Annotated in this window: 9 protein-coding genes; 3 read left to right on the top strand and 6 right to left on the bottom strand. The window is 68.1% G+C overall.

What is annotated here, in order from left to right:
- Positions 1-40: 40 nt before the first annotated feature.
- Both ACIP1U_RS22405 and ACIP1U_RS22400 read right to left on the bottom strand, forming a co-directional pair.
- A complete protein-coding gene (locus tag ACIP1U_RS22405) occupies positions 41-1,039 on the bottom strand; it encodes a Bug family tripartite tricarboxylate transporter substrate binding protein (protein ID WP_400319481.1) in 999 nt (332 codons plus the stop codon).
- Between the two features lie 50 nt (positions 1,040-1,089).
- A complete protein-coding gene (locus tag ACIP1U_RS22400) occupies positions 1,090-2,583 on the bottom strand; it encodes an acyl-CoA synthetase (RefSeq protein ID WP_400319479.1) in 1,494 nt (497 codons plus the stop codon).
- 129 nt (positions 2,584-2,712) lie between these two features.
- Between ACIP1U_RS22400 and ACIP1U_RS22395 the strand changes: the two genes are divergently transcribed.
- From ACIP1U_RS22395 to ACIP1U_RS22385, 3 genes are all read left to right on the top strand, one after another.
- Positions 2,713-3,621, top strand: coding sequence for a LysR family transcriptional regulator (locus ACIP1U_RS22395; RefSeq protein WP_400319476.1), 909 nt, complete (start codon positions 2,713-2,715; stop codon positions 3,619-3,621).
- Positions 3,622-3,793: 172 nt separating this feature from the next.
- Positions 3,794-4,315, top strand: coding sequence for a winged helix-turn-helix transcriptional regulator (locus tag ACIP1U_RS22390; protein ID WP_400319474.1), 522 nt, complete (start codon positions 3,794-3,796; stop codon positions 4,313-4,315).
- Positions 4,308-5,678, top strand: a complete 1,371-nt coding sequence (locus tag ACIP1U_RS22385) for an MATE family efflux transporter (RefSeq protein ID WP_400319471.1) — start codon at positions 4,308-4,310, stop codon at positions 5,676-5,678. Before ACIP1U_RS22390 ends, ACIP1U_RS22385 begins: the two co-directional genes overlap by 8 nt.
- 43 nt (positions 5,679-5,721) lie before the next feature.
- Here ACIP1U_RS22385 and ACIP1U_RS22380 read toward each other — a convergent pair whose 3' ends face one another.
- From ACIP1U_RS22380 to ACIP1U_RS22365, 4 genes are all read right to left on the bottom strand, one after another.
- Positions 5,722-7,170 (bottom strand): efflux transporter outer membrane subunit, encoded by a 1,449-nt coding sequence (locus ACIP1U_RS22380; protein ID WP_400319468.1) that lies wholly within the window; start codon positions 7,168-7,170, stop codon positions 5,722-5,724.
- The gene (locus ACIP1U_RS22375) at positions 7,167-10,364 is read right to left on the bottom strand and encodes an efflux RND transporter permease subunit (RefSeq protein ID WP_400319466.1); all 3,198 of its coding nucleotides are present in this window, start codon (positions 10,362-10,364) and stop codon (positions 7,167-7,169) included. Before ACIP1U_RS22375 ends, ACIP1U_RS22380 begins: the two co-directional genes overlap by 4 nt.
- Positions 10,361-11,638, bottom strand: a complete 1,278-nt coding sequence (locus ACIP1U_RS22370; protein WP_400319463.1) for an efflux RND transporter periplasmic adaptor subunit — start codon at positions 11,636-11,638, stop codon at positions 10,361-10,363. Before ACIP1U_RS22370 ends, ACIP1U_RS22375 begins: the two co-directional genes overlap by 4 nt.
- Before the next feature lie 206 nt (positions 11,639-11,844).
- Positions 11,845-14,265, bottom strand: a complete 2,421-nt coding sequence (locus tag ACIP1U_RS22365; RefSeq protein WP_400319461.1) for a carbohydrate-binding family V/XII — start codon at positions 14,263-14,265, stop codon at positions 11,845-11,847.
- Between the last annotated feature and the right edge of the window lie 162 nt (positions 14,266-14,427).

Genomic DNA, 14,427 nt, shown 5'->3' with positions numbered 1-14,427 from the left:
GGAGAGGGAGCAAACCAGCGGTCTGCCAGTGTACGCGTACCTAGTCCAGCGAAATATTATTCGCCCGAATCACCTTGCCCCAATGCTCCCGGTCCGCCTCGATATACCGGTCGATCTCCGCCTGCGTGCGCGGCGGCTGCACGATCAGCCCGAGCGCGCTGAAGGTCGCGCGGAACTGCGGATCCTTCAGCACGTGCGATACCGCAGCCTGCAATTTGGCCACCGCCTCGGGCGGCGTCTGCGCGGGCACCGCCAGCCCGAACCACGTCGCGGCCTGGAAATTGGGATAGCCGCTCTCCGCCACGGTCGGCACGTTGGGCAGCACCTCCAGCCGATTGCGGCCAGTGACCGCCAGCGGCTTGAGCTTGCCGGCCTTGATATGCGGCAGCGAGGTGCTGACCACATCGACCATCAGTTGCACGTCGTTGGCCAGCAGCGCCGCCAGCGCCGGCGCGCTGCCGTTGTAGGGCACGTGCGTGACGTTGATGCCGAGCTCGGTCTTGAGCATCTCGGTGGCCAGCTGCAGCGCATTGCCCAGCCCCACCGATGCATAGTTGAGCTTGCCGCCGGACGACCTGGCGTAGGCCGCGAACTCCTTGATGTTGCTGGCCGGCACCTGGGTGTTGGTCACCACCACCAGCGGCGCCTCGGCGCCGATCGCGAAGATCTTGAAGTCCTTGGGCGGATCGTAGGTGATCTTCTTGTACAGCATGGGGTTCAGCACCATGCTGCCGTTGGTCGCCAGCACCATGGTGTAGCCGTCGGCGGGCGCACGGGCCACGCTGTTGGTGCCGATCATGGTGGCGGCGCCGGGGCGGTTTTCCACCACCACGGTCTGGCCAAGCTGGCGCGACATGCCGTCGGCCAGCGCCCGCCCGAACTGGTCGGTCGAGCCGCCCGGCGTGTACGGCACCACCAGCTTGAGCGGCCGGTCCGGATAGGCGGCCAGCGCGGCGCCGCCCCACAGTGCCAGTGCGCAGCCGGCGCCGGCTGCCATCGCGGCGAGCCAGGCCCGCCGTCCTTTCTTGTCCTCGTGCATCGCGTCTCCTCCTGTGGTTATCTCTGTATTTGCCGCGCTGCCCGGTAGACTCAGACGCGCCGCTGGCGGCCTTCCCAGTATCGGTCACGCAGCCGGCGCTTGGCGAGCTTGCCGGTCTCGTCGCGCGGCAGCTGTGGCTCGATCACGATGCTGCGCGGCACCTTGAAGCCCGACAGCCGCTGGCGCAGCCATTCGATCACGTCTGCCTCGCGGATTTCCACGCCCGGCATCGGCTGCACCATGCCCAGCAGGCGTTCGCCGTACTCGTCGTCGGGGACGCCGAACACCACGCAGTCGGCCACGCCCGGGTAGCGCACCAGTTCGTGCTCGATCTCGGCCGGGTAGATGTTGACGCCGCCGGAGATCACCATGTCCGAGGCGCGGTCGCAGATAAACAGATAGCCGTCGGCATCGACGTAGCCCATGTCGCCCAGCGTCACCAGCCCGCCGCGGTCGATGGCGCGGCGCGCGGCGTCGTTGTTGCGGTAGCTGAAGTCGGGATAGGCGGGCTGGCGCACGTAGACCAGGCCGATCTCGCCCGGCGCGCACTCGCGGCCGTCTTCGTCCAGGATGCGCAGTTGCGCGTCGTCGACCGGGCGGCCGGCGGTGCCGGGGCGCGCGGCGGCGTCGGCCGGCGTGGCCACGGTAATCATCCCGGCTTCGCTGGAAGCATAGGTCTCGTGGATGATCGGACCAAACCAGTCGAGCATGGCGCGCTTGACCTCCGGCGCGCACGGCGAGCCGGTCGAAGCGACGAAGCGCAGCGACGACAGGTCGTACTTCGCGCGCACTTCGGGCGCCAGCTTGAGCAGGCGCACGTACATGATCGGCACCAGGTAGATCACGTCGATGCGGTGTTTTTCGATCAGCGCCAGCACCTGCTCGGCGTCGAAGCGCGGCGTGATCACCAGCCGCTCGGCCATCTGCAGCGCGTTCTGGATAAACGAGCTTGGCGCGCTGTGATACAGCGGCGCCGACATCAGCGCGCGGCAGCCCGGCTCGAGGCCGTAGGTCTGGCGCACCAGCGAGCGCGCGCGCGCCTGCTGCGCTTCCAGCTGGTCCAGCGGGACCGGAGCGCGTATCACGCCCTTGGGCCGGCCGGTGGTGCCGGACGTGTAAGCCATATGGCCGCGCGGCGCCACGCGTGGGCCGTCATAGGCGGGCTGCTGCGCCAGCCAGCCTTCATATTCGAGCGCGCCCTCGGCGCTGCCACCAACCGACAGCACGGTCATGCCGGCGGGCACGGCGTCGCGCACCGCGGGCAGCAGGTCGGACTGGACCAGCAACACCTTGGCGCCGCTGTCGGCCAGCAGGAAGCGCACTTCTTCGGCGGTGAAGTGCCAGTTGATCGGACAGTAGTAGCAGCCGGCGGTGCGGCAGGCGTTGACAACATCGGCGTAGGCGGGATCGTTGCGCAGCAGTACCGCGACCACGTCGCCCTCCTGGACGCCCAACCGGCGCAGTCCGCCGGCGAGTTGCGCGCCGCGCGCCACCAATTCGTCGGCGGTGCGGTGCATGTCTTCAAACCAGAGGTCCGTGGCCATCCGTGTCTCCCTTTTTTCGCTGTGCTGACTGACAGCTTGCCACTGTATCGGCGCTGCCTTGCATCGACAATCACGCACAGCGGAATCACAATGTTGCGCCAGACTCGACAATTCCACAGGCAATCCCGGATGGACCTCAACCTGATCCAGGCCTTCGTCGACATCGTCGATGCCGGCAATCTTGCCGAAGCGGGCCGGCGGCGCGGCGTCACGCGCTCGCAGGTCAGCCGCCAGTTGCGCGAGCTGGAGCACCAGGCCGGCGCCCAACTGCTGCGCCGGACCACGCGCCGGCTGGAGCTGACCGAGCCTGGCCAGGCGCTGTACCAGCACGGCGTGCGCATCCTGCAAGAGGTGACTGCGGCACAGGCGGAGATCGACAGCCTGGGCAAGACCCTGCGCGGCCATGTCCGCGTCAGCGTGCCGACCGGGCTGGGCGACGCCTATATCGCGCCATTGCTGCTGCGTTTTGCCAAGTTGCATCCCGGGATCACCCTCCGGGTGTTCTTCGCCAACCGGGTCAACGACCTGATCGCGGCCGAGATCGACGTGGCGCTGAAGGTCACCTCGGCGCCACCGCTGGACCATGTGGCTCGGGAAATCTGCGATATCCGCTGGCAACTGTATGCATCGCCGGATTACCTCGCGACCATCCCGCCAGTGCGGGTGCCGCCAGACCTGGCCGGGTGCAACTTCCTTTGCCCGCCCTATACGCCGCGCCAGTTCGCGCTGTCGCTGTACCGCGAGGGCCAGCGCGTGGACGTGGCGCTGACGCCGACGCTGCAATCCGAGCACTTCCTGTTCCTGGCGCGCGCGGTCACCGAGGGGCATGGCATCGGCCTGCTGCCGGTCTATATCGGCTGGGAGGCTGTGCAAGCCGGCACGCTGGTGCCCGTGCTGCCGGACTGGCGGCCGGAAGGGCTGGGCAACCGGCTCTTCATCATCACCACGCCGAACCTGCATCCGTCGATGGCCACCCGGGCGCTGATCGGATTCATGCGGGAAGAACTGGGCAAACTGGAAGTCTTTGCCGCGCCCTGAAGGCCCTCAGCCCCCTTGACGTGGCGCCGGCGCCACGCATGGGCGGGATGGCCGATGATCGAACGGAATTGCGCAGCCCGCCGGTCAGTTGGTGAACGAACTTTCATTCTGCAAGTTATGCTTCCAAAAACTTGCAAATTGAAAGCAGGACACCGGCCGAGGCGCGGAAACCATGCCACCCACCCCTACCGATTTCACTTCCATGCCCTGCCCGGTCGCCCGATCCATGGCAGTGCTGGGCGAGCGCTGGGCCATCCTGGTATTGCGCGAAGCCTTCTACGGCAGCACCCGCTTCGATGAATTCGAACGCAACCTGGGCATTGCCCCCAATATCCTCAGCGCCCGGCTCAAGACGCTGGTGGCGCATGGCCTGCTGACCCGTGTCACGCCGGAGAGCGGCGGCCGCCACGTCTACCAGCTGACCGACAAAGGCCGCGACTTCTTCCCGGCCTTTGTCGCGCTCAAGGCCTGGGCCGACCGCTGGATGACCGATGAAAAAGGTCCGCTGACGGTGCTGCAGGACCGCCGCACCGGCCAGGAAATCGCCGAGCCCGCACTGGCACGCGCCGACGGCACGCCGATCACGCTGGACGACGTGCGCGTGCTGCCCGGTCCGGGCGCCGGCCGCTTCCTGCAGCGCCGCTTCGGCGAACCCGACAACATCGGCCACGGCACGGAGCACGGACATGAGTGAAACCGGCGCCTTGCCTGCCGGCACCGTACCGGCCGAGACCGTCCCCGCCACCGTCCCCGCCACGGAACTCGCCCGCCGCATCGGCCGGCTGGCCGGCCCGACCGCGCTGATCGCGGTGCTGCAGGCCGTGGGCCAGTTGATCGAAACCTGGCTGGCCGCGCGCCAGGGCACCGCCGCGCTGGCGGGCTGGGCGGTTGTGCTGCCGTTTGCGTTGCTGCTGCAGCAGATGTCGACCGGCGCCATGGGCGGCGGCGTGGTCGCGGCGATCGCGCGGGCGCTGGGTGCCAACAAGCGCGACGAGGCTTCGGCGCTGGTGATGCATGCGCTGCTGATCGCTGTCACGGCCGGGCTGGCCTTTGCCGTGGTGCTGGCCGGCTTCCCGCGCGGCGTGCTCGGTGCCGTGGCCGGCGCCACCGCGGCCGAAGCGGCTGCCACCTATGCGATCTGGCTGTTCGGCGCGGGCGCGATCCCGGCGTGGCTGGCCAATACGCTGGCCTCGGTGCTGCGCGGCGGCGGCCGCCATGCGCTGGCGGCGCGCGTGCTGGCGCTGATGTGGGTGGCCTTCCCGGTGCTGGCGTGGCTGCTGGCCGAACCCGCCGGCATGGGCCTGGCCGGCATCGGCGCGGCGCTGGCGGCGGTGTCGTGGGCCGCGGCGCTGGCGATGGCGATCGTGGTCGCGCGCGGCGGCGCGGGCTTCGTGCCAGTGCTGCGGGTGCGGCCGTCGTGGCCGCTGTTCGCGCGCATCTTGTCGGTGGGGCTGGTGGCGTGCGCGCTGGCGTCGGTGGCCAACCTGACCACCATCCTCGTCACCACGCAGTTGCGCCATCATGGCACCGCGGCGGTGGCGGCCTACGGGATCTCGGCGCGGCTGGAATTTTTGATGATCCCCCTGGCGTTCGGCGTGGGCTCGGCGCTGACGGCGCTGGTCGGGCGTGCGGTCGGTGCCGGCGACTGGCATACGGCACGCCGCACCGCATGGGTCGGCGCCTTCCTCGCGTTGCTGATCGCGGGGTCGGCCGGCGCAGCGGTGGGGCTGGCGCCGCTGCGCTTTGCCAGCCTGTTCAGCAGCGATGCCGAAGTGATCGCCATTGCCGCGCGCGCCCTGTCATGGGTGGGGCCGGCGTTTGGCGGCTTCGGCCTGGGGATGGCACTGTATTTCGCCTCGATGGGTGCCGGGCGGATGCGCTGGCCGGCGGCGGCGGGGCTGTGCCGGATCGCGCTGGCCGCCGGCGGAGGCTGGGTGCTGGCCAATGTGTTCGGGATGGGGCTGGACGGGCATTTCCTGGGGGTGGCGCTGGGGATTACCGCGTATGGGGTGGTGACAGCGCTTGGGGTCAGGCAGGGGGAGTGGTCGGCGCGCTGAGGCGCCGCGCGAGCACATCATCGCCGATGGCTCGCGCCCTCTATCACCTCGCCAGCACCTTCGCATCCCCCTGCATCCCCGCATCCCGTACTTCCTGCGGCACCGACGGCCAGCCGCCGCCCAGCGACTTGTACAACGCCGCCGTGCCGGTTAGCACGTCCACCTGCCCCTGCACCGCCTGCAGCTGCGCGGCGAACAGCTTCTCCTGCGCGGTGGTGACTTCGAGATAACTCGAATACCCGCCCTCGTACCGTGCGCTCGACTGGTCGGCATACACCACCAGGCTCTTCTCCTGCTGGCGCAGGCTCACCAGCCGGTTGCGCGTCTCGATGCCATTGGACAAGGCGCTGTTGACGTCGGCCAGCGCGGCCAGCACGGTGCCCTGATACGCCATCATGGCCTGGTCGCGCTGTGCCGACGCGGTCTGCACCTGGCCGCGGATGGCGCCGCCCTGGAAGATCGGCTGGGTCAGGCCCGCGCCGATGCCCCACACCCGCGAGGCGCTGTCCCACAGTCCCGCCGGCGAGCTGGCGATGGCGCCGAACAAGCCGCTCAGGTTGACCGCCGGCAGGTACAGCGCCTGCGCCGCGCCCAGTTGCGCATTGGCGGCAATGGCGCTCTGCTCGGCCTGCAGCACGTCGGGCCGGCGCGACAGCAGCGTGGCCGGCAGGTCGGCGCCGATCGACGGCGGCTGCAGTTCATTGACCGGCTTGCCGCGCTCGATCGGTCCCGGCTCGCGGCCCAGCAGCACCGACAGCGCGTTCTCAGTCTGCGCGATGCCGCTGCGCAGCACCGGGATGGTCGCCTCGGTCACGTAGAAATCGTTCTCCGCCTGCGACAGTTCCACCTGCGAGATCACGCCGCCCTCATAGCGCTGGCGGAAGATATTCAGCCCGTCGCCGCGCGCCTTCAGCGTCTGCTGCGCGATCTCCAGTTGCGCATCCAGCCCGCGCAGCGTGGCGTAGCCCTGCACCACCGACGCTGCCAGCGACAGCACCACGCCACGGCGCGCGTACTCGGCATTCCAGAGGCTGGCCTCGGCGGCCTCGGCCTGCCGGCGGATGCGGCCCCACAGGTCGATTTCCCAGCTGGCATTGGCGAGCAGCTGGTACGAGTTGCGCGGTCCGTCCAACGACGCGAACGGCGTCCCGTTGAAGGTCCCAAGACGCTGGCGCGTAGCCGACGCCGACAGGTTCACCTGCGGGAAGAAGCCCGAGCGCACCACCATCAACTGGCCGCGGAATTCGTCGATGCGCGCGGCGGCGATGCGCACGTCGTAATTGTTGCGCAGCGCCGTATCGACCAGCCCGTTCAGCACCGGGTCGCCGAAGCTGTCCCACCAGGCGCTGTCCGCGGCCACGGTCAGCGCGCCGGTATCGATTCGGTACTGGGCCGGATCGGGCGTGGCCGGCCGTTCGTAGTTGGGTCCGATGGCGCAGCCGCCCAGGGCTGCGGCCAGGCAGGCGCCGGCCAGCGTGCGGCGGGCGCTCATGTCGGTTCTCCGGGCTGGTGGGTGGTGGTCGGCGTGGTGGTCGGCGTGGTGGTCGGCTTGGTGGTCGGCGCAGTGCCCGGCTTGGCCTTGGCCTTGCGCTCGGACATCTTTTCCAGTCCCCAGAAGAACATCGGGATAAAGAACAGCGCGATCACGGTGGCGCCCAGCATGCCGCCGATCACCCCGGTGCCGAGCGACTGGCGGCTGGCCGCCGAGGCCCCGCTCGCGATCGCCAGCGGCACGCAGCCCAGGATGAACGCCAGCGAGGTCATGATGATCGGGCGCAGCCGCAGCTTGGCCGCATGCAGCGCCGCGTCATACGCACTCAGCCCTTCCTTGTGCCGCATCTCGACCGCGAACTCGAAGATCAGGATCGCGTTCTTGGCCGCCAGCGCGATCAGCACCGTCAGGCCGATCTGGAAGTACACGTCGTTCTGCATGCCGCGCAGCAGGATCGCCAGCAGCGCGCCGAACAGCGCGAACGGCACCGCCAGCAGCACGCCAATCGGCAACGACCACTTCTCGTACTGCGCCGCCAGGATCAGGAACACCATCAGCAAGGCGAAGCTGAACACATAGACAGCGGTCGAGCCGGCGGTCTTTTCCTCATACGCCTGGCCGCTCCAGGAGAAGGCATAGCCTTCGCCCAGCACTTCATGCGCGACCTCCTCCATCGCCTGCAGCGCCTGGCCCGAGCTGTAGCCCGGCGCGGCGTCGCCCATGATCTTGGCGGCGGGGAAGTTGTTGAAGCGCGTGACGATGTCGGCGCCGGGCTGGTACTTGACCGTGGTGACCGCCTTGATCGGCACCATCTCACCGGAGCGGTTGCGGACGTACACCTTGTCGATGTCCTCCGGACGCGAGCGGTAGTCAGGCTCGGCCTGCAGGATGACCTGGAACAGCCGGCTGTTCTTGGGGAACTGACTCACGTACAGCGATCCGAACATCGTCTGCAACGCGGAATACACGTTCTCCACCGGCACGCCCTGGGTTTCGGAACGCTCGCGGTCCACCTCCACCATTAACTGGCGCGAACGCGTGTTGATGGTGGAGTTCACGCCGGTCAGCTCGGGCCGCTCGTGCGCCTTGGCGATAAAGGCGCGCACCTTGGCCTCGAGTTGCTGGTAGGTAGCGTCGCCCGTGCTCTGCAGCCAGAACTCGAAGCCGCCGGTGGTGCCCAGGCCCGGGATCGAGGGCGGGTTGATCGGGATCACCACGCCATCCTGGTACTTCGAGAACTCCTTCTTGGCGTTGGTGATCAGGTCGGCCGCGCTCTCGCCCGCGCCGCGCTCGTGGAAGCCCTTGAGCGAAACGAAGATCGTGCCGGCGTTGGCCTTGTTCTGCGAGTCGATCAGGCTGAAGCCGGTCGGCGTCGCCACGGCGGCCACGCCCGGCTGCTTGGCGAACCAGTCGCCGGCGCGATCCGACAGAGCCTGCGTGCGGTCCAGGCTGGCCGCGTCGGGCATGATCACCGCGCCCAGGATGTAACCCTGGTCCTCCACCGGCAGGAACGATGACGGGATGCGCGCGAACATCAGCACGATCGCCGCCAGCATGGCGGCGATCACGCCCAGCGACACGAACGTGCGCCGGATCACCACCTGGTTGGCCTTGTCATAGCGCCCCACCAGTGCATCGAACTTGTTGTTGAACCAGGTGAAGAAGCGGTTCTTCTTGTGCTGCCCGGGCTTGAGCAGGATTGCCGCCATCGCCGGCGACAACGTCAGCGCGACCACGCCCGACAGCACCACCGACACCGCGATCGTCACCGCGAACTGCTTGTACAGCTGCCCGGTAATGCCCGACAGGAATGCCACCGGAATAAACACCGCCAGCAGCACCAGCACGATCGCCACCACCGGCCCGCTGACCTCGTCCATGGCCTTCTTGGCAGCCTCCTTGGGCGGGAGGTTGAATTCGGTCATGTTCCGCTCGACGTTTTCTATCACCACGATCGCGTCGTCGACCACGATCCCGATGGCAAGCACCATGCCGAATAATGTCAGCATGTTGACCGAGAAGCCGAACATGCTCATGCCGACAAAGGCGCCGATGATCGATACCGGCACGGCCAGGATCGGCACCAGCGTGGCGCGGAAACTCTGCAGGAACAGGTAAACCACCAATATCACCAGGATCACCGCATCGCGCAGCGTGTGCACGACCTCGTCGATCGACTCCTCCACGAAAGTGGTCGTGTCCAGCGCCACTTCGTACTCCAGGCCCGGCGGGAACGATTTCTTCAACTCCTCGAGCGTGCCGCGCACCTGCTTGGCCACGTCCAGCGCATTGGCGCCAGGCTGCTGGTAAACCGCCATCAGCGTGGCGGTCTTGCCCTTGTAGCGGCTGCGCAGCGAGTAATCCTTCTGCCCCAGTTCCACGCGCGCCACGTCCTTGAGCCGCACCAGCGCGGCATCGCCGGACTGGGCGCGCAGGATCATGTTCTCGAATTCGGCGGGCTCGGTCATGCGGCCCTTGGTCGCCAGCGGAAAAGTCTGCGTGACCGGGCCCGAGGTCGGCGACTGGCCGATGCGGCCGGCGGAATACTGCTGGTTCTGCGCGGCCACCGCATTCTGGACGTCCTCGACCGTGATGCCGAGCGAGGCCATGCGGTCGGGCCGCAGCCAGACGCGCATGGCGTAGTCCGGGCTGCCGAAGATCGACGACTGGTTGGCGCCGGGGATGCGCTTGAGCGCATCCAGCACGTAGATGTTGGCGTAGTTGCCGACGAAGGTCTGGTCGTAGGTGTTGTCGGGCGAATAGATCGCGATCACCATCATGAACGCCGACGACCGCTTCTGCACCGACACGCCCTGCGCTGTCACCGCATCGGGCAGCGTGGGCTGCGCCAGGTTGACGCGGTTCTGCACGTCCACCTGCGCCAGCTGCGGATCGGTGCCGATGTCGAAGTACACGGTCAGCGTCATGTCCCCGGTGGAGGAACTCGACGAGTTCATGTACATCATGTTGTCGGCGCCGTTGACCTGCTGCTCGATCGGCGCGGCCACGTTCTGCGCCACCACTTCGGCGCTTGCGCCTGGGTACTTGGTGCTGACCGTGATCGAGGGCGGCGTGATGTCGGGAAACTGCGCGATCGGCAGCGCGGTCAGCGCCACCAGGCCGCCGACCACGATGATGATCGACAGCACCGACGCAAAAATCGGGCGGTCGATAAAGAAGTGAGCAAGCTTCATGGCTTGCTCCCGGCGCTTTCCGTTCCCCGTGACGCGGCCGCGGCCGCGGCAGGCATCGACGCCGCGGCGGCCGGGCCGCTGGCGGGCGCCGCGGCGGCCGGCTGGCCGGGCTGCTGTCCGGCGGGGGGCTGTCCGGGTGCATGCCCGCCGGGTTTCACTTCCACCATCTTCACCGGCGCGCCAGGCGCCAGCCGCAGCGCGCCGGTCAGCACCACGCGCTCGCCCGGTTTCAGGCCGGAGCGGATCACCCAGTTGTCACCGGTCCACTGGCCGACTTCCACCACGCGCTGCTGCGCCTTGTTGTCCTTGTCGATCACCCACACCATCTGGCCGCGCGGGCCCTGGATCACCGCTTCCTGCGGCACCGCCACCGCCTGCGTGCGCTCGGCGCCATGCAGCTTCACGCGCACGAACTGCCCCGGCCGCAGCGTGCCCGAAGGGTTGGACACCTCGGCGCGGATCATATAGGTGCCGGTCTCGGAACTGAAGGACGCATCGGCGAAGGTGATCTTGCCGTGATGCGGAAACTGGCTGCCGTCGGCCAGCACAATCACCACGTCGAAGGCGCCTTGCGCCGGGAACTTGAGCGCGCCCGACTCCTGCTCCGAGCGCGAGCTCAGCACCTCGTTCTCGGACAGGCTGAAGTTGACCCACATCGGATCCAGCTTGGCCACGTAGGTCAGCAGGCTGTTGGAGGCATCGATATAGCTGCCGGCCTGCTTCTTGGCGAAGCTCGACACGCCCGTGACCGGTGACTTGATCGTGGTGTAGCCCAAGTTCAGCTTGGCGTTGGTGACATTGGCGCGGGCCGCCTCGACCGAGGCCGCGGCGGCCTGCTGCTTGCCGACCGCGTCGTCGAGATCGCGCTGGCTCAAGGCGTTGCGCTCGGCCAGCGGCCTGACGCGGGCCAGGTCGGCGTTGGCGGTCTTGAGCCGCGCCTGCTGTTGCGCCAGCTCGGCATTGGCGGCGTCCAGCGCGGCGGCGAACGGCTTGGGATCCATCAGGAACATGGTCTCGCCTGCCTTGACTACCGCGCCCTCGGTATAGACGCGCCGGTCAAGGAAGCCATTGACGCGCGCGCGGATTTCTACCTGCTGCGAGCTCTGGGTCTGGCCGACGAAGTCATAGACGATCGGCACATCGGCCAGCGCCACCGTCATCACGCCGACTTCCGTCGCAGGCGGTGCAACTGCCGCCGGTTTTTCCTTGCCGCAGGCCGCCAGCACTACGCAGGCCAGGCACAGTATGCTGCGCCAGTGGAAAGCAGTGTTCACGGGTCCTCCTCCCGCCATGGTGTTGCACGTTCGCGGCACGCGGCGCCCACCTGGGGCGCTGCGCGCCGCAAAGCGGCAGCCATGCGCGTGCCTTGTACGGCAGGGTAAGGCCGGTGCCAGCACGCGCCAATTCAATTCTTTACGATTGCGTATTAACTGCTTTCGTGATCGCGCAAGGTCTTCAGCACCCGCTGAGTTGCCTGCGCCTAGCGCCGAAATCCGCCATGGAAGCCGCCGCCGCGGAAGCCGCCACCACGCCCGCCAAAGCCACCGCCCATGCCACCGCCCATGCCGCCGCCAAACCCTCTCGCCTGCCATTGCTGCGCCGCGCCGTTCATGCGTTGCTGTGCCACGTCGCGCGCCTGGCGCTGCTGGTCGAGCCGGTTGGTCACCTCGTTGCTGGGCTGCACCGGCTCCCAGCCACCGGGCGTGTGCTTTTGCCAGCCGTTGTCGGTGTGCTGGTAGACCGAGCCGTCATGGCCGGCGTAGACGTTGCCGTTATTCCACACCACGGCATTGTCCTTGCCCGGGTTCGCGACAAAGCCGCGGCTGCCGGCGCTGTGCTCGCCGGTCTGGGTGTTGCCGGCAATGCCGGCCTCGCCCGCGCCGATGCGGCCGGTCTGCGCGTTGTAGCCCGCCGCCTGGCGGCCGGCCGCGTAGTCGCCGGTATAGGTGTTGCCCGCCACGCCGCCGCGCGCGGCGCCTTCGCGGCCAGTCGACGGATTGGAGAACGAGCCCTGATGGCCGGCCGCGTAGTTCCCGGAGTACGGGTTGAACGCCGCGCCGCGGCTGCCCTGGTAGCGCGCGCCGGTCGCCGGATTGAAGCCCGAGGCCGCGCTGCCGCGCCACTCGGTGCCGGTCCACGCGTTCCAGCCTTGCGCATGCGTCACCGTGCCCTGCCCCCAGCGGCCGTAGAAGTTGGCCTGGTTCACGTTGACGTAGTTCCAGTTATACGGGGCGCCCCACCAGTACGGTCCCCAGTACGGCGACGCCGCACCCCAGAACGCACCCGCGGCAAAGCCGAAGGCGAACCCCTCCGCCATGCCGATGCCAAAGCCTGCGCCGTAGCCGTAGGTAACCGGGTAGCCGTAGTAGACCGCGCCGACGTAGGGCGGATAGACGTAGCCGGTGCCGTACACGACCGTGCCGTCGGGGCTGACCACCACGCCCATATAGCCGGGGGTGTAGCCGACCACGATGGTTTCCGGCGTGACCGAGTAGATCCGTACATAGGTCACGTAGTAGAGCGGCGAGGTCGGCGGGATGGTGTAGATGGCAGACGGCACTTCAGTGGCAACGCGCCACGCTCCGGACGGAGTCGGTGCCGTAAACCAGACGCCATTGGCCACCGCGTAATAGTGGTTGGCATCGACCTCGATCACCGGCGTGCCCGTATTCGCTGCATAACTGAGCGAGGTACCCGTGATCGGCGTAAACCGTGGCGTGCCGTCGTAGGCCACGGTCAGGCTGGCCTTGCTGCGCGAGACCGTGGCGGTCTGCGGGATGGTGGCAGCGATCTCGGCCTCGCGCGCCTGCGGCGTGCCCGGCACCGACACCAGCACGTTGGCCTTGGGGTCGGTCGGCGCAATCTTGGCGAAATCCGCCGGCAGCTCGCGGCCAGGCACGTATTCCCACGGCCCGGTCAGCATCGGCGCGCGGAACCAGCGGCCCGACACCAGCACGTAATACTGGTTGGTGGCCGGATCGACGAAGATGGCGTGATCGGCATTGGAGACCGTCAGCAAACCTACCCCGCTGACCGGCGTCATCTGCGGCGCGCCGCTGGTAATGACCAGCTCGGTCGGCCGGGTGGCGAAAACGATGGCCGGCGCCCGCGCCGGGCGCTTGCCGTCGGCGGGCAGCATTGCATCAGGCTTCATGCCGGCGGCGGCCTTGGTGGCGGCATTCACCAGCGCCTTCGGCACGGTCGTCATGACCTCCCATGCTCCGCCTGCGGATTCGGAGCGGTACCAGTAGCCAGCGGCCTTCAGGTACAGCTCGCCGCCCGGCTCCCGCAGCAACAGGGCGCGGCTGTTGAGTGCGCGCTCATATTGCGTGCCGGGAACGGCGCGCCAGACCGGGTCGCCGTCGACCAGCACCAGCAATGTCGGCGTGGTCGCAAACAGGATCTGCGGCGCGTCGTTGCGGACCGGCACACGGCCGGCGCGGGCCAGCTGCTGTGACACGGCATAGCTGGCCTGCAACTGGTCAAGCGGCACGGTCAGGCCGTTGGCCGGCAGCCGGGACACCAGCGCCTGGCGTACCCGGTCGGCGGCGTCGGGCTTGGTGGGGACTTCCACGCTCTCAATGCGCAGCGCACTCAGCTGCACCAGCCCGGATGGCTTGTCGATATCGGCGGTGGCCGAGAAATGCACTACACCATAGGTGGGCGAGCCGCCCTTCTCCCCAACCGCCGCGGCGGCCCGCCCCGACAGGCGGTTGCCGTCCCAGGTCTCGACCTGCGGCTGGTACAGCTCGACATGATCGTTGGCGGCATCGAAATTGCGCGGCCAGGCGAGCGTTGCGGCCGCCTGTGGGGGCGTCGTGGCGGCTTGCGGCGCCACGGGCGCTAGCGCAAGCCATGCCGCCGCGATCAGGGCGCTGGTCTGCTTGAGGCAAAAAGGCATGGATTTCTCCGGCGTGAAGGGCACGATGCTGCACAGCAAGCAGCCCATGCTGGGAATCTAAATTAGGCCGGACAGGCGAACAATCGCATTTGAAAACATTCAGGGCCGGCGCAAAAAAAGACAGATCAGGCCGGCGCGTGGCTGCCGCACGAATCGCCTGCC

It is taken from the genome of Cupriavidus sp. NPDC089707, from assembly GCF_044748965.1.
Lineage (GTDB): Bacteria > Pseudomonadota > Gammaproteobacteria > Burkholderiales > Burkholderiaceae > Cupriavidus.
This window is presented reverse-complemented; position numbering and strand designations above follow the sequence as displayed.

Bases quoted from the DNA above. Each gene is read 5' to 3' on its own strand.
- ACIP1U_RS22395 (WP_400319476.1), top strand. From the start codon at position 2,713: ATGGACCTCAACCTGATCCAGGCCTTCGTCGACATCGTCGATGCCGGC.
- ACIP1U_RS22405 (WP_400319481.1), bottom strand. From the start codon at position 1,039: ATGCACGAGGACAAGAAAGGACGGCGGGCCTGGCTCGCCGCGATGGCA.
- ACIP1U_RS22390 (WP_400319474.1), top strand. From the start codon at position 3,794: ATGCCACCCACCCCTACCGATTTCACTTCCATGCCCTGCCCGGTCGCC.
- ACIP1U_RS22375 (WP_400319466.1), bottom strand. From the start codon at position 10,364: ATGAAGCTTGCTCACTTCTTTATCGACCGCCCGATTTTTGCGTCGGTG.
- ACIP1U_RS22365 (WP_400319461.1), bottom strand. From the start codon at position 14,265: ATGCCTTTTTGCCTCAAGCAGACCAGCGCCCTGATCGCGGCGGCATGG.
- ACIP1U_RS22400 (WP_400319479.1), bottom strand. From the start codon at position 2,583: ATGGCCACGGACCTCTGGTTTGAAGACATGCACCGCACCGCCGACGAA.
- ACIP1U_RS22385 (WP_400319471.1), top strand. From the start codon at position 4,308: ATGAGTGAAACCGGCGCCTTGCCTGCCGGCACCGTACCGGCCGAGACC.
- ACIP1U_RS22380 (WP_400319468.1), bottom strand. From the start codon at position 7,170: ATGAGCGCCCGCCGCACGCTGGCCGGCGCCTGCCTGGCCGCAGCCCTG.